The organism is Pseudalkalibacillus decolorationis, assembly GCF_024609785.1.
Lineage (GTDB): Bacteria > Bacillota > Bacilli > Bacillales > Fictibacillaceae > Pseudalkalibacillus > Pseudalkalibacillus decolorationis.
In genome coordinates this window covers 257,541-278,792 of sequence record NZ_JANHJQ010000001.1, presented here as the reverse complement: position 1 = coordinate 278,792, position 21,252 = coordinate 257,541, and the positions used below count along the sequence as shown (strand labels likewise).

The window sequence follows — 21,252 nt, the reverse complement described above, 5'->3', positions numbered from 1 at the left end:
ATTCGATGTCAGAGCGAATATTTAAAAAATCCAAAGAAGCGTTTAATGAAGCTATTCCGCTAATGCCTGGTGGTGTTAACAGCCCGGTTAGAGCTTTTAAATCGGTCGATATGGATCCGATATATATGAAGAGGGGAAAAGGCTCGAAAATTTATGATCTCGATGATAATGAGTATATCGACTATGTGCTTAGTTGGGGTCCACTTATCCTCGGACATGCGGATGATCAGGTTATTGAGTCGCTAAAGAAAACAGTAGAATTTGGGACAAGCTTTGGTGCACCACATGAGATGGAGACTAAGCTTGCTAAACTCGTAATCGAACGTGTTCCTTCTATTGACGTAGTTCGAATGGTCAATTCCGGGACAGAAGCAACGATGAGTGCACTTCGTTTAGCAAGGGGCTATACGGGTAGAAACAAAATTATTAAGTTCGAAGGCTGCTATCACGGACATAGTGATTCCCTTTTGATAAAAGCTGGATCAGGCGTAGCAACGCTTGGATTACCTGATAGTCCAGGAGTTCCTGAATCGGTTGCCCAAAACACAATCACGGTTCCTTATAATGACCGAGAGAGTGTTCAATATGCATTTGAACAGTATGGGGATGACATTGCTGGATTAATAGTTGAACCCGTGGCAGGAAATATGGGCGTCGTTCCTCCTCAGCCTGGTTTTCTAGAATTTTTACGTGAAATTACTGAGGACCATGGGACAATACTTATTTTTGATGAGGTTATGACAGGCTTTCGTGTCGGATACAATTGTGCACAAGGATATTTTGGAGTTACTCCAGATTTGACTTGTCTAGGAAAAGTCATTGGTGGCGGATTACCTGTCGGTGCTTACGGTGGAAAAAAAGAGATTATGAAACAAGTTGCACCAAGCGGACCGATTTATCAAGCAGGCACACTTTCTGGAAACCCATTAGCGATGGTTGCTGGGTATGAAACATTACGACAGCTAACCGAGAAATCCTATGAAGAGTTTGTAAAAAAGGCGTCTCGTCTCGAAGAAGGACTTTCTGAAGCTGCAAGGAGAAACCAAATTCCGCACCACATTAATCGTGCCGGATCGATGGTTGGATTTTTCTTTACGGATCAACAAGTACTGAATTTTGAATGTGCTAGCTCATCAAATCTAAAAGCCTTTACAACCTATTTTAAAGCCATGGTTCAACAAGGTATTTCTGTACCACCTTCCCAGTTTGAAGGATTGTTCTTATCAACAAAACACTCAGATGAAGATATTGAAAAGACGATTGAAGCAAGTGATCGAGCGTTAAAAGAAGTTGCGAAAATTTTATAGCGCCACAAATCGTTTTATTTGGGCTGACTTAAGAGGTTCGGTAATGAACTTTTTAAGTCAGCCCCTTTCTTTTAGAGGTACTACAGTTCTTTTTAGGTATAATTTTGGTGTTGAGACATACATCTGTATTGTACAGGAATAAACGCAATGAGAGGGGGACCCTGCATTGACAGAACGTGAACAGTCAAGCTTGAATTTTTCAATAGAGGAGTCTGTATGGTTAAAGAAAGGACAGGAGGTAGATGAACTCTTTTCGGTGACACTCAACCCTGATGTGTCGGTTGAGGAACGGGGTGATCAAGTTTGCATAACAGGGAACTTATACCTGACTGGTGAATTCCGTGCTGTTGCGAGTTTAAATGAAGATCAATCAGATGGACCTGATAATCAATTGACATACCGATCATTTTCAGAGCTTTCCAATGAAACAGAGGATGCCCAATTAGAACACCTTTTCCCAGTAGACATTACGATTCCTAAAGATCGCGTCCCAAATATGGATGATCTATATGTTACTGTAGACAACTTTGATTATGAACTGCCAACACCCACATGTATAGAGGTGTCAGCTTCTGTTTCGATCTCTGGAATTTATGAAAGTCAACCATCTGAAGCCAGTCCGGTCGATGATTACCAGAATATGCAGGAGGATGATTCTAGCTTTTCAGAAGAAGTGAATAATCCGTTTCCGATATTAGAATTCGAGTCGCGACGGGGGCCGGACTTTTTTGCTGATAACAACGAAAATGAAGAACCGAAAGTGGAAAACCGCCAGCCTTCAGTAGAGTTTGTAAGCCGGTCCGAACCATCTTATTCGTATGATTCATCAAAAAAATACTCTAGGAATGATTCTGAAGAACAATCAGTAAACGAATTCTATGAGCAGGAGCATGAAGAAGCTGAATATAATGGTGAGGAATACAATTACGAGATGAATAATGAAGAGGAATATGATTATTATGATTACGATGAAGATCGGGAATCAGACGTTTATGAAGAGCAGGAAGAGCAAGAAGCAATTGATTTGGTGGAAGAAGATTCCAGTCATAAGCCACCACGTGAAGAAAATGCCCTTTATTTAACAAAGATGCTTACGAGGGAAGAGGAAGCATTGACCAAATTAAAGATGTGTATCATTCAAGAAGGAGATTCCTTAGATAAGATTGCAGGGAAGTATGACGTTGCTACTAGCCAGTTAATGCGAATGAATCGGTTGGAGAGTGAAGAAATAGAAGAAGGACAAATCCTATACATCCCAGTCTCAGCTTCACGTTAGGTTGGTGGGGCTATGAGCATGGATGTTATTGAGCTCATTGGAAAGCATTATACGGTTGCACCAATAAGATGGAAACAATCCAATGAATTATTGGAATCAGATTGTGGGGTTAAGCAAGTTCGTTTTTGGACGGATGAAGGACTGATGAACTGGCATCATGCCTGGAGAAATCATATTGAAACGGACTTCGTATTGACAGATCGCATGCACCGTACAAGTGATGGTGCATGGTTTGTTCCTATTGATGATGGATTTCTTACACTTCATGATTATCATTCTGAACCTTTTCCAAAACGTAATAACGAACATATATGGGGAAGGTTTATTGGTGAACTGCTTGAATTCGGGTTGGAGCGGTCACAATTTCAAGGGGGGAAGCGTGAATCTTCTACACTAACTATTTTGGATGATGTGACTGATCTAAGACATTTGGGTTCTACCCTTTCTGTTGTCCGAAATAGCTTACCGGAAGCAAAACGTCGTCTTAAAAAGGTTACAGAAGTTTATGAGCGATTACACCATATACCAAAGCCATTATTAGAACCTTCATTGTTAACGACTCAGGGGAAGAGGGTTCACGGGTCCTTGTTTTGGCAGGGAGGAAATTCTGCTCCTGAAAGTGGATTACAGGGTGTGGGACGTTTTTTGGCAGATTGGTATAGTGCGACCGATACGAAATCAATTCATACATTACTGGATCAGATTCATGAACGGTTTAACTTAATGGGGGGCTATGATCAGCTTATAATTGCAGAGCTGATTGCTCCAAGAGAAGTACAACGGTGTGTAAAACGGCTGGAAAGTTCTGAATTGGATCAATCAGAACATATCCTTGATCGCTTTGAACAAGAATGGGAAATGAACCGGAAACTTGTAGAAGATGTTTGTACCTGGAGTGAGCATCTTGCAAAGAAGGTGGTTAGATGAATGCGGCATCTGTCGACGGAGTAATTTTATATTATTATGATCTTTTTCCTGAAAAGATAGAGTCGTATGGCCAAGTTCAAAAAATCACTACCAGCCGGGGTTCATACGCGTTAAAAGAAGCAAAAATGGATCAGGAACAAATGACTTGGTTTTTACATTGCATGGAGAGGCTTGGGGAGATTGGGTATAATCGGGTTGTGCCGATTGTACCGACCAAATATGGAGATCCTTATGTATTCAATGGATATCATTTTTACTACTTAACAAAATGGTTGGAGAATGATGCTCGAACAAGTTTTCAGTATGAGGATTTTATGATAGATGAGCTTGGTAAAATACATTCTAACACTGTAAAAGCGCAATCATTTTCAGAAGAAGTTGTCAAAGACTCGTATGGTGCTCTTGTCCGTCGTTTTGAAGAAAGGCAGCTCGAGATGGAGCGATTTACTGAAATGTCCGAGCGTCAAACCTACATCTCACCTTTCGAGCTTCGTTACCTGTCCCAATTCCACAGATTAATGAGGATGGCGGAGGATGCGAAGCAACACGTGGTTGGATGGTATCAAGGCTGTGAAGAGGAAAAGCGGTATCGAAGTGTTTTGTGTCATGGTAGGCCATTCCGTGGACACATTGTTCTCGATCAACTTGGAGAAGGAAACTTTATTAATTTCGAGAAAACGATTCTTGACACGCCTGTCCGTGACTTAGCGTATTTCTATAGGGCCGCCGCACATTATCCAGAATGGAGCGAACAGGCTGCCCTAGAGTGGCTTGGGCAATATGAACGACATCTTCCGTTACTGCCAGAAGAAAAGTTATTGCTTGCAAGCTATTTAAAGTTTCCGGAACCGGTGTTCTCTACGATCCAAACGTATCAAGGAACGCATGAACTTTCACAATTGGAACTTGTACGAAGGCTTGATCGTAAATTAAACGTGATGAGAACACTTGACAGCTTTGCCAACCAGCTCCTCCAACCAATAACCGAAATGGGCTAACTTTCACAGTTAGCCCATTTTTATAAGTGTGCCCGGAAACTACATATTGCTGAAATTGCGTACCAACTATTTTTAAGTCAGTCCCTGAAATATCAGCGTAACTTAGGTGATCGCCTATGGGTAGCCAGATTTAAATTGCGGTATTTACCACACCTCGTAGTAGATGGTTAGGTATAGGGTAAGCAAGATAAGTACAAGAGCAATATCGAATCCTGAGGGGAACAGCAGGGTTCTTATTACCTGGAATATCAGTAAAGGTAGTACAAATTGCTCGCATATACTGCGAAATTGACGTAAATGATGAAAAAAACGATATGTGTTAAAATTCCGTCTTCTTCGCATCATTATATTTTCCTCTCCATTCGAGGTTGTTTGCATATTAAGAATTTCATATGAAATACGTACTTATTTTACAATATGTGAATAGGCAGAATAGGTGCCCATTTTTGTTTAAATTAGAAAAAATGTGGTTAGCCTATTGACTATGAGACAATTCTAACTGTAAACTGATATTACTTATAGTGCGTGACAAATAGGAGGATGAACATCTTCTTATAAATTAATATGTAGCGAAGATAGGGAAGAGTAGATTGTAAAACCTAAAGAGAGAGAAATCATTAGCTGAAAGATTTCTCAGGAGGTAGCAGTTGAAGGTCACCCTTGAGCAACTTCTCTGAATGTTTAGTAAGAGTAGGAGAAGTCGGATTAGATGCCGTTATCCATAATCAAGTGTGCAGTTGCATTTTTCGTATGAAACTGTAAACAAAGGTGGTACCGCGAACTTTTTCGTCCTTTGAGGATGGGGGAGTTTTTTTTGTTCCAAAAAATAACAAGTTTTTTAGAACCTAAAAAATACACGAGTTTTTAGCGCCTAAAAAATAACAAAGTTTTTTAAGGAAAATATAAAAAGGAGGAGTATTCATGTCAAAAAAAGAGGTTTCAATGCCGACAAAGTATGACCCAAAAAAAACTGAAGAAAAATGGTATCAATATTGGTTGGATGGTAAATTTTTCGAAGCGACTGGTGATGAGAAAAAAACGCCGTATACAATCGTAATTCCCCCACCAAACGTTACAGGGAGGCTTCATCTTGGTCACGCGTGGGATACCACATTACAAGATATTCTAATTCGAACAAAACGGATGCAAGGATATGATGCATTATGGCTTCCGGGAATGGATCACGCTGGAATTGCTACCCAAACAAAGGTAGAAGGCAAGCTTCGTGAAGAAGGGACGAATCGATATGATCTTGGCCGTGAAAAGTTCCTCGAAAAGTCATGGGAATGGAAGCATGAGTATGCAGCGTTTATACGTAAACAATGGTCTAAAATAGGACTGTCACTCGATTACTCCAGAGAACGCTTTACCCTGGATGAAGGCCTTTCTGATGCAGTTAAAAAAGTTTTTGTTTCACTATACGAAAAAGATTTGGTCTATCGTGGAGAATATATTATCAACTGGGATCCGCAAACAAAAACAGCACTCTCAGACATTGAAGTTATTTATAAGGATGTACAAGGTGCCTTTTATCACATGAAATATCCGCTCGTTGATGGCAGTGGACACATCGAAATTGCAACAACCCGACCAGAAACAATGCTAGGGGATACTGCAGTTGCCGTTCATCCTAAAGATGAACGATATCAGCATTTAATTGGTAAAAAGGTTATACTACCTATCGTTAACCGGGAAATCGAAATCATTGCTGACGATTATGTTGAAATGGAATTTGGTTCCGGTGCAGTTAAAATTACTCCTGCTCATGACCCAAATGACTTTGAGGTAGGGAACCGTCATAATTTAGAACGTGTTCTAGTTATGAATGAAGACGGATCAATGAATGAGCAAGCGGGTTCTTACAATGGTATGGACCGTTTTGAATGCAGGAAGCAAATCGTTAAAGACTTACAGGATCAAGGTGTTCTTTTCAAGATTGAAGAACACATGCACTCAGTTGGACATTCTGAACGAAGCGGTGCAGTAGTAGAGCCATATTTATCTACTCAATGGTTCGTAAAAATGCAGCCACTCGCGAAAGAAGCCATTCAGTTACAACAGTCAGATGAGCGTAAAGTTGATTTTGTTCCTGATCGCTTTGAAAAAACGTATTTACGATGGATTGAAAACATTCGTGATTGGTGCATTAGCAGACAGCTCTGGTGGGGGCACCGTATTCCTGCTTGGCATCATAAAGAAACGGGTGAGTTGTACGTAGGTCTTACAGCACCAGAGGATGTAGAAAACTGGAAACAGGATGAAGATGTACTCGATACGTGGTTTAGCTCAGCTTTGTGGCCATTTTCAACGATGGGCTGGCCAGATGAATCAGCTGAGGATTTCAAGCGTTATTATTCCACAGATGTACTTATTACCGGATATGATATTATCTTTTTCTGGGTAGCACGAATGATTTTCCAAGGATTAGAGTTTACAGGAGAACGTCCGTTTAAGGATGTTTTGATTCATGGTTTAGTTAGGGATGGTGAGGGTCGCAAAATGAGTAAGTCCCTTGGTAATGGTGTTGACCCAATGGACGTAATTGATAAATATGGTGCTGACTCATTGCGATTTTTCCTCTCTACGGGAAGTTCTCCAGGAAATGATTTACGCTTTTATTGGGAAAAGGTAGAGTCGACTTGGAACTTTGGAAACAAAATTTGGAATGCATCACGCTTTGCTCTAATGAATATGGAAGAGATGTCCTACGATGAGATTGATCTTTCAGGAGAGAAGACGTTAGCAGATAAATGGATACTAACACGTCTAAACGAAACAATTGAATCGGTAACTAAGCAAATTGATATGTATGAATTCGGTGAAGTTGGTCGTACCTTATACACTTTTATCTGGGATGACTTTTGCGATTGGTATATCGAAATGGCGAAACTTCCATTGTACGGTGAGGACGAGCAACAAAAGAAAACAACCCGATCTGTTCTCGCTTATGTTCTTGATCAAACATTAAGACTGTTACATCCGTTTATGCCGTTTATCACAGAGGAAATCTGGCAACACATTCCTCATAAAGGTCAGTCAATCACAATTGCCTCTTGGCCCGAAAAAAGAGAGGATTTACACTTCGAGGAATCAGCAAAAGACATGAAACTGCTGACGGAAATCATCCGCTCTGTTCGGAATACTCGATCAGAGATGAACGTACCACCAAGCAAACCAATTGAAATTCAACTTAAACCGCATAATACCAAAACACTTGATCAGCTTGAACGGAATGGAACTTATTTAGACCGCTTCTGTAACCCAGAACCACTCAAAATCGGTATTGATATAGAAGCACCTGAGAAAGCTATGACCTCGGTATTAAGCAGAGTTGAAATCTTTCTTCCGTTAGAAGGTCTCATTGATATCGATGAGGAAATCAACCGGTTAGAAAAAGAACACTCGAAATGGGATGCAGAGGTAGAAAGAGTCCAAAAGAAGTTAAATAACGAAGGGTTTATAAAGAAGGCACCTGAAAAGGTAGTAGAAGAAGAGCGTGCAAAAGAGAAGACCTACCTTGAAAACCGTCAAAAAGTTCAAGGGCGAATCAATGAATTAAAGGACTAATAGACGTTTAAAAGGCGGATCATAGTGATTCGCCTTTTTCACGACATTATGAATAATTCGATACAAGGAGAACTAGATATGAAAACGTATGAAGAAACATTACATTGGATTCATGAACTGTTGGCATTTGGGATGAAGCCAGGTTTGCTTAGAATGGAACAAATGCTTGAGGAATTAGGACATCCAGAGAGATCATTGAAAAGTGTACATATCGCAGGAACCAATGGGAAAGGATCGACACTAACTTATATGCGATGTGCTTTACAAGAATCCGGTTATCAAGTAGGAACTTTTACTTCCCCGTATATAGAACAATTTAACGAGAGAATCTCAGTGAATGGACTTCCCATCTCAGATAACGACCTCATTAAGGTTGCGAATGAAGTAAGACCCATTACTGAAAAAATTGCTGAAACAGATCTTGGTACCCCTACTGAGTTTGAAGTTGTTACAATTATCGCGATTGTTTATTTTGCAAGCTATGTAGAGCTTGATATTGTTCTGTTCGAAACTGGACTTGGAGGGAGGCTAGATTCCACAAATGTGATCACACCTATGCTTACTGGAATAACGAATATTGGATTTGATCATACTGCTATTCTCGGTTCAACACTTAGGCAAATTGCTTACGAAAAATCTGGAATCACCAAACAAGATATACCGTTAGTGACAGGAGTCGAACAAAATGAAGCATTAGAGGTGATCAAAAAGCGAGCAGAGGGATTGAACATCCCTATTTCATTTTTAAACAAAGACTACACAATTATGGAACATCAGACGTTAATAGAAGGAGAACAATTTTCTTTGAAAACACCAACAAGAATTTATGAAAAGGTTATTGTTGGAATGCAAGGCGAGCATCAAGTAAAGAACGCTTCGATGGCTATAATGATGCTAGAGATATTAAAAGATAAGTGTGATTATCAGATCCGACCACAACATATTTACGATGGCCTTTTTAAAGCAAAATGGCCCGGCCGGTTTGAGAAAATCAGTGACCACCCTTTAATTATTCTTGATGGAGCCCACAATAAAGAGGGAATAGAAAGCCTAAAGCAGACGATGAATAGCCATTTTCCTAATCACCGCAAACGGCTCATTTTCAGTGCACTTTCCGATAAACCAGTCGATGAAATGCTTTCAGTCTTGTACGACTCCATTGATCATATAATGTTTACCTCGTTCGATTTTCCTAGAGCAAGCACCGCAAAGAATTTGTATAATAAGTGCCGATTTGATCAAAAGGACCTAGAAGAGAATTTTCAAATCGCGATTAAAAATGAAAGGAAGCAGATGGATGGAAATGATGTTCTTCTTATTACTGGATCGCTCTATTTCATCTCTTCGGTTCGAGTTTATATGAAAAAGTAAAAAAATAATTTAAATTTATAATTACAATTTTTAAAATATTTGATAAAATATCTTTAACGATTAAAATAGTACGTTAGACTCAAATAAAACTAGTTCTAAATATTCAGTAGGGAGGGGTAGGGATGACCAAAAGCGCAAAACGATGGGTCGGATTTATATGTCTATTAATGTGGTCAATGGTTCTATGGGCTTTTCTTACGTTTTCTGCCCCCTCCCTAGAAGGCTATTGGCTGGATCTTTCAGTAATGTTATTACTAATGCTCGTCGTATCTCTATTTCCGATTCAAGTTAGAGGAACGAATATATCGCTAATCCAAGGTATATCTCTAGCCATCTTTCTTCATTTTGGTCTTCTAGTTGAGTTAATAATGGTCCAATTAACAATATTGGTATCGTTATGGTATTTAAAGTATCCACTCTATCGTTATGGGACAAGTTCTCTTATGTTTATGGTTGTTTCCTCATCCTCGGCCCTTGTTTATTATTTACTAGGTGGGGAAGTGGGTGGGCTTGCGGCAAATGAATATCCCCAGATCATTCCGGTCATTGGTTATGCGATAACAGGCCTTGTAATAAACAATGTAATCCTTCATTTATTAAAACGAAACTTTTATAAAGAAGGAGGTGTGTTATTTGCTAAGGATTTTCTGTGGGAAGTACTAATGGAAGCAGCTATTCTACCAATTAGTATTACGTTCTATATTTTGTACTCTCAATTAGGTACATCTGCCATCCTCTTTGTTGGAATCCCATTTGTAATCGTCTCCCTTATTATGAATATGTATCATTCGAGCCAGAAGATTAATCACTTGCTTAAATCTACAAATAAAATTGGTCAGGAATTGACAGAAAGCCTACTCGTTGATGAAACGATGGATATATTTTTGCAACGAATTACGAAGATGCTAAAGGTAGACATTGCTTACATACTTGATGTTAAAGGTCAGTCAAAATTAAAAATCATACGTAAATTTGAATCTGACCAAATGAATCACGTAGACCAACTGTTTGTATCCAAAGGCCAAGGAATAAGTGGAAAGGTTTGGGAAAGTGGACAGAGTCTTAGATTTGAAGGGCAGCACCAATGGCGCAAATATGCGAACGGATTCCTGCCAGTAGATGCTGAATCAGTCGTTTCAGTACCGATGATTCGAAACCAAGAAGTAGTCGGTGTAATTACGCTGGCATCAAGGCGGAAAATGGCCTATGAAAAACCTCACCTTATGATTCTTGAAATCCTTTCAAATTACCTTGCTGTCGCAGTCGATAAAGCGAAAAATTATGAAATGACCAAGCAGAAAAGTGAACGATGTCACCTTACGAACCTTTACAATTACCGTTACTTTGAAGATAAACTCTATGAAATGTACAAGCATTATACAACTTCAACCAATCCTTTCTCACTTATCCTCTTAGATATTGACCATTTTAAAAATGTGAATGATAGGTATGGGCATCAATCAGGTAATGCTGTGTTGTGTCAGATAGCAGAACGCCTTATTGAAATTATTGGCGCTCAAGGTACCGTAGCGAGGTACGGCGGAGAAGAATTTGTTATTCTTTTACCGGATTGTGTGCAGTTCGAATCATTGGGATTAGCAGAGTTGGTTAGGGATGAAATATCCCGAACAGAGTTTTCTATATCGAATGACTTAGATAATTTCCATAAAGAAAAAATATCTTTGACTGTAAGCATTGGTGTTGCCACTGCACCAGTACAAGGAGAGGATCCATTATCACTTATTCGGAATGCCGATCGCGCCATGTACACAGGGGCAAAACAGCAGGGGCGAAATAAAGTCGCCATTTACCAATAGGTTGCTATTCCGATCGCAATATGAACGTTCCAGAAACATAATTTTTCAGGGTAGGTTGATTTATGTATATTCTTTTCTTTTTGTTTGGTTTAATTATGGGTTCTTTCTTTAATGTAGTAGGGCTAAGGGTACCTAAAAAAGAATCGTTAATTTGGCCGGGATCACATTGTACCAACTGTCAAACATCGTTAAAGGTAATCGATTTAGTGCCAGTTGTTTCATACATATTCACATATGGAAAGTGTCGGTATTGCGGCCGTGAAATTTCGTTCATTTATCCAACGATTGAAGGCCTAACTGGTATTTTGTTTGCATACAGCTATATTCAATTTGAATCTCCTTTTGCTTTATTCGGAGCCATTCTTCTAATATCCTTACTGATGATTGTATTTGTAACGGATATTAGCTATTTGATTATCCCTGACAGGGTATTGATTGTGTTTGCGATCAGTTTCATCCTATATCGTGTCTGGGTTCCAACAACTCCTTGGTGGGGTGCTTGGCTTGGTGCTTTACTTGGATTTGGTTTATTATTACTCTTCGCCATATTAAGTAGAGGTGGTATGGGTGGTGGAGATATTAAGCTATTCGCTGTTCTCGGACTCATGTTTGGATGGATAGACATATTTTTGGTGCTGTTTCTGGCGTCGTTGGTTGGGTCGATATTTGGTGTGAGTATGCTCCTTTTAAGGAAGGTTCAACGGAAGCAACATATCCCATTTGGTCCTTTTATCGTAACTGCTGCGATTATTGTACTTTTTTGGGGAGAGCAGATTTGGCGATTATATTTTTGACACGTTAGGTAGCTTTCATTTCTGGCATCACGCAGGAAAGCACGTCTAGATGAGAAATTTCCTGGAGGTAGTGTAGTTTTTTTGATAATGTCATTTTTTAACGAAACCTTTTAAGAGCGAGACGACATTTGTCTTGTTCTTTTTTAATTTCTTCGTGTTATATTCACTCTAATGGAGCATATTTAATACCTTGCTACTCTAGTAATTGTTCTAATGACTAGCATTTTATCATAGGAATTTAGAGAGTGTATAGAAGGAGTTGATGTCGGTGCAAGAAGAACAGAAACGAATAAAAGTTACAGTCAACGGCAAGGACAAGCCTGTTTTGGAAATCAAAAAAGACATGGAAATTGCAGCGTCACTCGACAAAGATTCGAAAGATGAGCCTTTTCAGTGGGTACTACCTGAAGATTATAAGTCCTCCAACGTCATCCATTTTTCAGAGCGACAGTATGCTAAGAACGATCACGGATACGTTTCTGAATACAATAGTGAAAAAACACCAGGGTTACCGATACACCGTAAGAAAAAACGAAATCCTTTTCAAAACTCAAATCGGGGTCCTAGTGTTTTTAATCATATTCCCCAAAAAATAATCATGCCTATTTTAGGGGCTGTTCTGGTAGGTGGTTTAATAGGGTTAATTGTTCTTATGATCTTCACAGGACAAGAATTTCAACCACAAAATCCAATTGCATCACCTGTAGATTCTTCTGCGATAGGAACTGGATCAGATAAAGCGGCTAGCGACGAAACCAATAAATCTAAAGAAAAGACGGTAACACTCGATTTATCTTTGCAAACTTATATCGTGCAAGGAGGCGTATTTTCGAGTGAGGCAAATGCTGAAGAAATGATGAACACTGTTCAGACAAATGGATTTGCTGCTGTCAAGGCCCTAAAAGAAAATAGAGTATTTATCGGTATTGCCCCAACGATGGATGTGGCGCGTGAACTCGCAAACGATTACAAAACATTAGTACCGGATGCATATCCTAAGAAATGGTCAATCAACGCAAATCAAGTTTCAGTTCCAGAAAATAAAGATCTAGGCTGGATAATCGAAGGAAAAGAGTTATTTGAAGACTTGATAAGTGCAAACACGTCAAATATAAACAAAACAACGGGTAAAATTAATACATGGGAGAAGAAAGCTCTTCAATCTATCGAAAAATCACCAAATAAAAACCAAGAGAAGGCAGTTGCATTCGTGAATACATTGGCGACACTTCCTGATAAAGCTGATTCATCATGGAATTATCAACAAGGTTTACTTGAGGTTTTTAACGCTTATCAACAATTGGTGTTCGAACTTAATGGAGGTTAACTTTAATAAAACCTGATTGGAGATGACTTGTACTCCACTCAGGTTTTTAGAATTCCATAATTAATTAATTTTTGACAAATCCCTGTTTTATCGACATGAATAGTCATAAAATAATTCTGATTGACGAACGATAAGAGTGGAGGGTGTAGTCTAACGTGTAAAGAAAACTTGGCAAAGCCAAGCCTTTGGCGCCGGCTGAGCTTTAGTTGCGCTTATACTATAGAAAGTATTTTTATACTTTCTTAACGTGTAAAAATAGATTGTCTAATTAGATGGGGTTTGCTATTCTGAATATAATCCCTTCATCACTGAGTGAAATGACAATCATCACCTCTACCCTATATTGTAAAGGATGATTGTATGAACGACCTCATTTTAGCCTCAGGATCACCTCGGCGAAAAGAATTACTCGAAATTGCCCACCTTCCATTTACCATTCAAAAAAGTTCCGTTCACGAAAAGATAACAGGTATAAAATCCCCAGATCAGGTCGTAGAAGAACTGGCGTTGAGAAAGGCTAGAGATATCCAATCAATCAACCAGAAGTCGGTTGTACTTGGGGCTGATACTGTTGTGGCACTGAATGGACAAATATTTGGAAAACCAAAAACGGAACAAGATGCGATCGACATGATTCATAGGTTATCTGGGAATAAGCACGCTGTATTTACCGGAGTAGCCATTGTCTATAACGATCAAGAAACGATCTTTCATGAGAAGACAGAGGTTACATTTTGGAAACTTACTGACAACGAAATCGAATCTTATGTCCGTACAGGTGAAAGCATGGATAAAGCTGGTGGCTATGGAATACAAGGTTTAGGTTCAACCCTCGTAAAAGCCATTTTCGGCGACTATTACAATGTGGTTGGTTTACCTATTGCAAGAACAGTCCGTGAGCTTAAACCTTACGGAATTACCCAAGATCTTAGTCAGTCACGGAAATGATCCGAAGGAGGATGCCAGCTTGGGAATGAAACCCCTAACAATCCGTGATTTTCCATTGAACGAGAGACCAAGAGAGCGTATGCTTAAAGAAGGTGCGCATGCCTTGTCAAATCAAGAGTTGCTTGCAATTTTGCTGCGTTCTGGAACAAAACAAGAGTCGGTCCTGCAGCTTTCTCAGAAATTGATAGGTCGATTCGAAGGATTGAACCTATTAAAAGATGCGACCATCGATGAGCTAACATCGGTTAAAGGTATCGGAAATGCGAAAGCTGTTGAAATTCTTGCTTCTTTAGAACTTGGAAAACGAGTGAATCAACTTAAAATTGAGGAACGATATGTGATCCGTTCGCCTGAAGACGGTGCAAAATATGTTATGGACGAAATGCGATTCTTATCACAAGAGCATTTTGTGTGTATTTATTTAAATACGAAGAACCAAGTTTTGCACAAAAAAACGGTGTTTATTGGGAGTTTGAATGCCTCCATCGTTCACCCAAGGGAAGTATTTAAAGAAGCGATGCGGCGATCTGCTGCATCCATTATATGTTTTCATAATCATCCGAGTGGGGACCCAAACCCTAGTCGTGAAGATATTGACGTTACTCAACGCCTTACTGAGTGCGGGAAAATTATTGGGATCGATCTCCTCGATCACATTATTATAGGGGATCAAAAATTCGTCAGTCTTAAAGAAAAAGGCTACGTTTAGACTGTTCAATCCTTACGGATTGGAGTATAATCAAATTTATGAGTTTTGCTAGTAATGAAGGGAGATTTACATAAATGTTTGGTGGATTTTCAAGAGATATGGGTATTGATTTAGGAACAGCGAACACGCTGGTTTATGTGAAAGGCAAGGGTGTTGTTGTACGAGAACCTTCTGTTGTTGCAATAAACACACAAAGTGCAAGTATAGAAGCCGTCGGGAATGCTGCAAAAAATATGATCGGTCGTACTCCAGGTAATATTGTTGCTAGACGTCCGATGAAAGACGGTGTTATTGCTGATTACGATACAACAGCGACAATGATGAAATATTATATTCAACAGGCACAGAAAAATCGTTCTGTTTTTTCTCGTAAACCATTTGTCATGGTCTGCGTTCCTTCGGGAATTACAGCTGTTGAAGAACGTGCTGTTAAGGAAGCGACAAAACAAGCAGGTGCACGTGAGGTTGAAACGATCGAGGAACCATTGGCAGCTGCGATTGGTGCGGATCTACCTGTTTGGGAACCAACTGGTAGTATGGTAGTTGATATCGGTGGGGGAACGACGGAAGTTGCAATCATTTCTCTTGGTGGTATTGTTGAAAAGCAGTCAATCCGTATCGCTGGAGATGAAATGGACGATGCGATTATTCAATATGTTAAGAAAACGTATAATGTTATTATCGGTGAGCGTACCGCTGAAACAATAAAGCTGGATATTGGTTCTGCAGACATTTCAGATGGTATGGAAGAAATGGACATTCGGGGACGTGATCTCCTAACAGGTCTCCCGAAAACGATCACGATTACAGGTGAAGAAGTTGCTGGAGCCCTTAAAGATACTGTTGATACAATCATGGACGGCGTAAAGCTCGCTCTCGAGAAAACACCACCAGAGCTTGCTGCAGATATTATGGATCGTGGTATTGTTTTAACTGGAGGAGGCGCACTTCTTCGTAATTTGGACAGGATTATCAGTGAAGAAACAAAAATGCCAGTTATCGTAGCGGAAAATGCATTAGATTGTGTTGCGATTGGTACAGGTCGAGCCATCGAAAATTATCATCAATTTAGAAACAAACCGGGATTTGGCGGCCGCTCGAAATCAAAATTGTAAGAGGTGTGAATCGTGCCGCAATTCTTCTCAAATAAACGGCTTATCATCCTGCTTGCAAGCATGATTGTTCTAGTTGCCCTAATTGGTTTTTCGATGAAGGAAAGAGAAAACATAACGTGGCCAGAACAATTTCTACATGATGCTGTCGGCTGGACACAAACGGTTTTCTATAAACCCGCACACTTTGTAGCGGGTTTCTTTGAGACTGTCATTGAAATGAAGGATATATACGAACAAAATAAGGTATTAAAGCTGCAATTGAATGATTACGATCTCCTTGCCAGCCGAGTAAAAGACTTGAAAAGAGAAAATGAAACATTAAGAAAATCTTTAGACAAAAAGGAAGCACTAACTGATTATAAGGTTTGGCAAGCTACTGTTGTTGGACGTTCTCCTGACCGTTGGTACCAAACTGTCAAAATAAATAAAGGACATCAATCAGGAATCAAACCAGATATGGCCGTAATTTCCGCGGATGGTTTAATAGGGAAGGTGGACAAGGTTTCACCATTTCATTCATCTATTGAATTGATAAGTAGTCATGATCCGTCTAATCGTATTTCTGCAGTAGTACAAGGAGAGAAAGGTCCTGTTTTTGGATTAATACAAGGGTATGATCAGAAACAAAAGGTTTTATTGATGAAGATGATACCGATTGATCAAGAGTTAAAAAAAGGTCAAACAGTTACGACCTCCGGATTAGGCGGAATTTTTCCGAAAGGTTTAGAGATTGGTAAAGTAGTTAAAGTTGAACCAGATAAGGTTGAACCAACTCAGACTGCTTACATTGAACCTGCAGCCGATTTATATGATATCCATCATTTAATGGTTGTTGACCGATCGATGCAGGAAGTAAACGTAGAGTATGAAGATAAGCCTGTGGAGGAGGAAGAAGCATCATGATTCGTTTTCTTCTTCCCTTTCTTACATATCTGCTTTTTATTATTGAAAGTACAGTGATGCAAGTATTTACTCCCCAGCACATGGACAACGATACGGTATTAATTCCACGTCTTGTCATGATTATGATCGGTTTTATTGCCATATACCTCTCCCCTACTCGCGGGGTCGTGTACGGAATGGTCTTTGGGTTGTTATATGATCTCATTTATACCGATTTGATAGGGGTTTATATGTTCTCAATGGGGTTAACAGCTTATATTACTGCATTTATCGCTCGTTTTTTTCATGGAAACATATTTGTTACTTTATTTATTATGTTAATCGGGTTATCGACCTTTGAAATTATGGTGTATGGATTGTACAGCTTAATTGGTATTGCAGAAGTTGCCTGGGAAACGTTTATATACCAACGTTATTTACCTACATTACTGCTAAACGGCGTGTTTGTTGTGATTGTTTATTATCCACTTCGAAAGTGGTTACTCGACCTTTCAGCGGGCTTACAAGAAAATTAAGAAACCACCAAGCTCTCAAAGCGGTAATTTAGTTGTACTTGTACTTGTGAGTGAAAGCGCTGGAGATTCTGCAACATAACATGCTCTATATGTTTGTGGAAGAATCGAGGCGATCTTGAGCTCCTGTGCACTGGAGCTGGACAATCGCAATTTTCTTAACTCGTGAATAAAGGATTCCCTAAAGGTTTTGTCGAATTTGTGTATGTTGAGGTGAACAGGGCAATGGCGCAGAAGCAAAAACAAAATACCCCACATTTCGTTACGATAAAAGGGACAAAAGAAGGATTGATTCTACACCTTGATGACAAGTGTTCATTTGATCAATTGTTATCGGAGCTCGAAGCAAAATTGATACGGACGCCCGCAGATGATACCACATCTGAAACCCAAAAGTTATCTGTTAACGTTAAAGTCGGGAAACGATATTTATCAGACAATCAAAAAGACATTCTAAGAAAACTTGTCTATCAAAAAAAGCATTTACTTGTAGATGAAATCGACTCTGAAGTAATCACGAAAGAAAAGGCAGATGAGCTATTACGAGAAACCGAAATTACATCTGTTAGTCGAATCATACGCTCTGGCCAAGTTCTCAAGGTTCAAGGAGATCTCTTGTTGATCGGGGATGTTAACCCAGGCGGATGTGTCATGGCTACAGGGAATATCTTTGTAATGGGAGCATTAAAAGGCATGGCACATGCAGGTCATAGTGGCAGAAAGGATGCGGTCGTCACTGCTTCCTTAATGAATCCGACCATGGTTCGTATTGCTGATAAGTATGTACAGGTCGATAAGGATAATCCGACGATTGATATTATAGGTGAATGCGCTTTTTTTGATGAGGGAAGCATGTCGGTCAAATTCGATCGAATTCATATATTACATCAAATAAGACCCAGTTTAAACCGACTGTAGGGAAAGGGGAATGTGTTGTGGGTGAAGCAATCGTTATTACATCCGGAAAAGGTGGAGTAGGTAAAACTACCACTTCTGCAAACATAGGGACATCACTTGCACTTCTCGGTAAAAGGGTTTGTATGATCGACACAGATATAGGTCTGCGAAATCTTGACGTTGTTATGGGGCTGGAAAATCGTATCATTTATGACCTTGTGGATGTTGCACATGGACGTTGCAAGTTGCATCAAGCATTAATAAAGGATAAACGATTTGAGTGTCTATATCTACTGCCAGCTGCTCAGACGAAAGACAAGCATGATGTGGAACCAGAGCAAATGAAAAAGATTGTACAAGAGCTTAAACAGGATTATGATTATGTGATTATCGATTGTCCTGCAGGAATTGAACAAGGTTATAAAAATGCTGTAGCAGGAGCAGACAAGTCTATCGTAGTCACAAATCCTGAAACCTCTTCTGTTCGGGATGCTGATCGTATTATTGGTTTACTCGAACAAGAAGATATTGAGCCACCTAAATTGATTGTCAACCGTGTTAAGGCACATATGATGGAAAATGGGGATTCCCTTGATGTCGATGAGATTGTTTCCATTCTAGCGATTGAGCTGATCGGTGTTGTAGTTGATGATGAGAATGTGATTAGAGCTTCGAACCGTGGAGAGCCAATTGCTCTGAATCCGGATACTAAAGCTTCAATTGCTTATCGAAATATTGCAAGGCGAATTTTAGGTGAATCCGTACCTTTAATGTCACTTCAACAAGATAAAGGGCTATTAAAAAAGATGAAAAGTTTTTTTGGAATGAGATAGAGTTGACTCACAGTAGTCAGCTCTCTTTTTATAGATAAGAAAGTATAAAGTTTTATTGCATAGATGTAAGGTCTAGCTCCACGCTTGCACTAAAGCCTAGTGCACGAGCTTGTAACGTCAGGAGCACTGCATCGCACGAAGAAAAAGAAGTAATTGCTTTTTCGAGGAACTAAGGTAATCGCCTGAAACTTGGCGGTTACCAATTTTTCTTTATGATACCTCAAGAATGCGCTTCCCTCTTTTCGTAACCTATTTTTCGCAGGAGCTCTTAGTGTCATAAACGGCGGGGACAAGTCATAAAATGTACAAACTAAGAGCAGAGGAAGGGTTTTAATGAAAAATCGTGCGGATGAAATAAGGAAACGTTATCAGGGAATGGTACAGAACCATAAACAGGAGTCGGTAACGAACACATTTAGTCCATATCGTGATGAATCAGAGCGAGCTCGAGGAGGCCACCCTCTATTTTCGTCACAGGGCTTATTATTCCGTTTAATGGCATCGGTTTGTATGTTCCTAGTGATCGGAATCATTTTTAAAAATCCATCAGAAAACCTACTTCCTATTAAAGAACAGGTGACCAATGTGTTCCAAGAGGAATTTAAGTTTGCTGTAGTTAGTGGATGGTATGAGGATACTTTCGGAGAACCATTAGCACTTTTCCCAGGGGATAATAAAGTTTCTAAAACAAATGGAGAAGTAAAAGAACAAACGTATGCTTTACCAGCGAATACAAAGGTGCTCCAGTCCTTTAAAGACAACGGGAAGGGAATTCTTCTTGAAACAGGGACGAATACAGAGGTTTCTACTATAAAAGAAGGATTTGTTATTTTTGTAGGGGATAAGGACAAGGTTGGAAAAACAGTTGTCGTACAACACTTTGATGGAAGTGAGTCTTGGTATGGCAAACTAGACGAAATTGATAAAGATATTAAATTATATAACTATATAGATAGCGGAACGAGCCTAGGGAAAGTGAGCTCAGAAGAAGGTTCAACTACGGGGTTATTCTATTTTGCATTTAAAAAGGACGATGGTAGCTTCGTAGATCCTTTAAAGGTACTATCTATTGAATGATGAGTACAACCCTGAACGTTCTTTCCGTTATCAAGATAAATCCGCTTCTATGGCTCGTAGGCGGATTGGCAATTGTAACCGGTCACTTTCGTGAGTTAATCATTTTGTTTAGTATCGTATTCATTCATGAACTTGGACATGCGTTTACTGCAGCACTTTTTAAATGGAGGCTTGTCAAAATTGAATTGCTTCCATTTGGTGGTGTTGCTGAAATGGATGAGTACGGTAACCGCCCCTATCATGAAGAGTTATTAGTTATTCTAGCAGGCCCCCTTCAGCATGTTTGGATGCTGGCTGCAGCCTCAATTGGATTGAATTACGGGATGGGGGACCCCTATTTATTACAGATGATTATCTCAATAAACTGGATGATTTTACTTTTTAATTTGTTACCCATTTTACCGCTGGACGGAGGTAGACTTCTCTTTCTATTAGTAACACTCTTTGTGCCGTTTCGTAAGGCTAAGAGGCGGACATTACTACTTTCATGTATGTTTCTCCTATTGTTTTTTAGTGCTTCTATTTCAATGTTCCCATTTAATTTAAACTTAGTTGTCATTCTTTTCTTTTTGATTTTTGCTCATTATATAGAATGGAAGCATCAATCATATGTTCATCTCCGATTTCTTCTGGAGAGGTTCAATTTGCCCCAATCTTTCAGAAGAAAACGTGTCATTTCTGTTCCTCCAAATCTTAGAGTGGATCATGTTCTTGCAAACTTTTATAAGGGCTATGAACATGACATTCTTGTTAAAGCTTCCCCGCCTTATATGTGTAAAGAAAAAGATCTTCTTTCTGCTTATTTCAAAAATAGTGCTGTATCGTGTGCAATTCATGATCTTTTTCGATAAAATAAGAGCAAATCTTCCACATC

Annotated in this window: 18 protein-coding genes and 1 other annotated feature; all 18 genes read left to right on the top strand. The window is 39.4% G+C overall.

Annotated features, from left to right (window positions below):
* Positions 1–5: 5 nt before the first annotated feature.
* Positions 6–1,307: a glutamate-1-semialdehyde 2,1-aminomutase gene (gene hemL, locus NON16_RS01375; protein ID WP_257346354.1), complete on the top strand. Its 1,302-nt coding sequence runs from the start codon at positions 6–8 to the stop codon at positions 1,305–1,307.
* Between the two features lie 166 nt (positions 1,308–1,473).
* Positions 1,474–2,583, top strand: coding sequence for a stage VI sporulation protein D (gene spoVID / locus NON16_RS01370; RefSeq protein WP_257346352.1), 1,110 nt, complete (start codon positions 1,474–1,476; stop codon positions 2,581–2,583).
* A 12-nt stretch (positions 2,584–2,595) separates the two neighbouring features.
* Positions 2,596–3,510: a hypothetical protein gene (locus NON16_RS01365; RefSeq protein ID WP_257346349.1), complete on the top strand. Its 915-nt coding sequence runs from the start codon at positions 2,596–2,598 to the stop codon at positions 3,508–3,510.
* A complete protein-coding gene (gene ysxE / locus NON16_RS01360; protein ID WP_257346346.1) occupies positions 3,507–4,508 on the top strand; it encodes a spore coat protein YsxE in 1,002 nt (333 codons plus the stop codon). Before NON16_RS01365 ends, ysxE begins: the two co-directional genes overlap by 4 nt.
* 563 nt (positions 4,509–5,071) lie before the next feature.
* Positions 5,072–5,305 (top strand) — a binding site (T-box leader).
* 124 nt (positions 5,306–5,429) lie between these two features.
* Positions 5,430–8,075 carry a valine--tRNA ligase gene (locus NON16_RS01355; RefSeq protein WP_257346343.1) on the top strand — a complete coding sequence of 882 codons (2,646 nt, stop codon included), beginning with the start codon at positions 5,430–5,432 and terminating at the stop codon, positions 8,073–8,075.
* A 78-nt stretch (positions 8,076–8,153) separates the two neighbouring features.
* Complete coding sequence (locus NON16_RS01350; protein ID WP_257346341.1) at positions 8,154–9,446, top strand: bifunctional folylpolyglutamate synthase/dihydrofolate synthase; 1,293 nt, start codon at positions 8,154–8,156, stop codon at positions 9,444–9,446.
* A gap of 122 nt (positions 9,447–9,568) precedes the next feature.
* A complete protein-coding gene (locus NON16_RS01345) occupies positions 9,569–11,263 on the top strand; it encodes a sensor domain-containing diguanylate cyclase (RefSeq protein ID WP_257346339.1) in 1,695 nt (564 codons plus the stop codon).
* A gap of 62 nt (positions 11,264–11,325) precedes the next feature.
* The gene (locus NON16_RS01340) at positions 11,326–12,057 is read left to right on the top strand and encodes a prepilin peptidase (protein ID WP_257346337.1); all 732 of its coding nucleotides are present in this window, start codon (positions 11,326–11,328) and stop codon (positions 12,055–12,057) included.
* Between the two features lie 268 nt (positions 12,058–12,325).
* Positions 12,326–13,384 (top strand): SPOR domain-containing protein, encoded by a 1,059-nt coding sequence (locus NON16_RS01335; RefSeq protein WP_257346334.1) that lies wholly within the window; start codon positions 12,326–12,328, stop codon positions 13,382–13,384.
* Between the two features lie 360 nt (positions 13,385–13,744).
* Positions 13,745–14,332, top strand: coding sequence for a Maf family protein (locus tag NON16_RS01330; RefSeq protein ID WP_257346331.1), 588 nt, complete (start codon positions 13,745–13,747; stop codon positions 14,330–14,332).
* Between the two features lie 25 nt (positions 14,333–14,357).
* Positions 14,358–15,041 (top strand): RadC family protein, encoded by a 684-nt coding sequence (gene radC, locus NON16_RS01325; protein WP_257346639.1) that lies wholly within the window; start codon positions 14,358–14,360, stop codon positions 15,039–15,041.
* A gap of 74 nt (positions 15,042–15,115) precedes the next feature.
* Positions 15,116–16,156 (top strand): rod shape-determining protein, encoded by a 1,041-nt coding sequence (locus tag NON16_RS01320; RefSeq protein ID WP_257346328.1) that lies wholly within the window; start codon positions 15,116–15,118, stop codon positions 16,154–16,156.
* A gap of 12 nt (positions 16,157–16,168) precedes the next feature.
* Positions 16,169–17,059 (top strand): rod shape-determining protein MreC, encoded by an 891-nt coding sequence (gene mreC, locus NON16_RS01315; protein ID WP_257346325.1) that lies wholly within the window; start codon positions 16,169–16,171, stop codon positions 17,057–17,059.
* Positions 17,056–17,574, top strand: a complete 519-nt coding sequence (gene mreD / locus NON16_RS01310) for a rod shape-determining protein MreD (RefSeq protein ID WP_257346323.1) — start codon at positions 17,056–17,058, stop codon at positions 17,572–17,574. Before mreC ends, mreD begins: the two co-directional genes overlap by 4 nt.
* Before the next feature lie 222 nt (positions 17,575–17,796).
* A complete protein-coding gene (minC, locus tag NON16_RS01305; RefSeq protein ID WP_257346320.1) occupies positions 17,797–18,489 on the top strand; it encodes a septum site-determining protein MinC in 693 nt (230 codons plus the stop codon).
* A gap of 17 nt (positions 18,490–18,506) precedes the next feature.
* Positions 18,507–19,301, top strand: a complete 795-nt coding sequence (gene minD / locus NON16_RS01300) for a septum site-determining protein MinD (protein WP_257346317.1) — start codon at positions 18,507–18,509, stop codon at positions 19,299–19,301.
* A 333-nt stretch (positions 19,302–19,634) separates the two neighbouring features.
* Positions 19,635–20,378, top strand: a complete 744-nt coding sequence (locus NON16_RS01295; protein ID WP_257346315.1) for a peptidoglycan DD-metalloendopeptidase family protein — start codon at positions 19,635–19,637, stop codon at positions 20,376–20,378.
* Positions 20,375–21,229, top strand: a complete 855-nt coding sequence (locus tag NON16_RS01290; RefSeq protein WP_257346312.1) for a M50 family metallopeptidase — start codon at positions 20,375–20,377, stop codon at positions 21,227–21,229. Before NON16_RS01295 ends, NON16_RS01290 begins: the two co-directional genes overlap by 4 nt.
* The last annotated feature ends 23 nt before the right edge of the window (positions 21,230–21,252 follow it).

Bases quoted from the DNA above. Each gene is read 5' to 3' on its own strand.
- ysxE (WP_257346346.1), top strand. From the start codon at position 3,507: ATGAATGCGGCATCTGTCGACGGAGTAATTTTATATTATTATGATCTT.
- mreD (WP_257346323.1), top strand. From the start codon at position 17,056: ATGATTCGTTTTCTTCTTCCCTTTCTTACATATCTGCTTTTTATTATT.
- NON16_RS01350 (WP_257346341.1), top strand. From the start codon at position 8,154: ATGAAAACGTATGAAGAAACATTACATTGGATTCATGAACTGTTGGCA.
- NON16_RS01330 (WP_257346331.1), top strand. From the start codon at position 13,745: ATGAACGACCTCATTTTAGCCTCAGGATCACCTCGGCGAAAAGAATTA.
- radC (WP_257346639.1), top strand. From the start codon at position 14,358: ATGAAACCCCTAACAATCCGTGATTTTCCATTGAACGAGAGACCAAGA.
- NON16_RS01340 (WP_257346337.1), top strand. From the start codon at position 11,326: ATGTATATTCTTTTCTTTTTGTTTGGTTTAATTATGGGTTCTTTCTTT.
- minC (WP_257346320.1), top strand. From the start codon at position 17,797: ATGGCGCAGAAGCAAAAACAAAATACCCCACATTTCGTTACGATAAAA.
- NON16_RS01345 (WP_257346339.1), top strand. From the start codon at position 9,569: ATGACCAAAAGCGCAAAACGATGGGTCGGATTTATATGTCTATTAATG.
- NON16_RS01295 (WP_257346315.1), top strand. From the start codon at position 19,635: ATGAAAAATCGTGCGGATGAAATAAGGAAACGTTATCAGGGAATGGTA.
- NON16_RS01320 (WP_257346328.1), top strand. From the start codon at position 15,116: ATGTTTGGTGGATTTTCAAGAGATATGGGTATTGATTTAGGAACAGCG.
- NON16_RS01355 (WP_257346343.1), top strand. From the start codon at position 5,430: ATGTCAAAAAAAGAGGTTTCAATGCCGACAAAGTATGACCCAAAAAAA.
- NON16_RS01365 (WP_257346349.1), top strand. From the start codon at position 2,596: ATGAGCATGGATGTTATTGAGCTCATTGGAAAGCATTATACGGTTGCA.
- NON16_RS01290 (WP_257346312.1), top strand. From the start codon at position 20,375: ATGATGAGTACAACCCTGAACGTTCTTTCCGTTATCAAGATAAATCCG.
- hemL (WP_257346354.1), top strand. From the start codon at position 6: ATGTCAGAGCGAATATTTAAAAAATCCAAAGAAGCGTTTAATGAAGCT.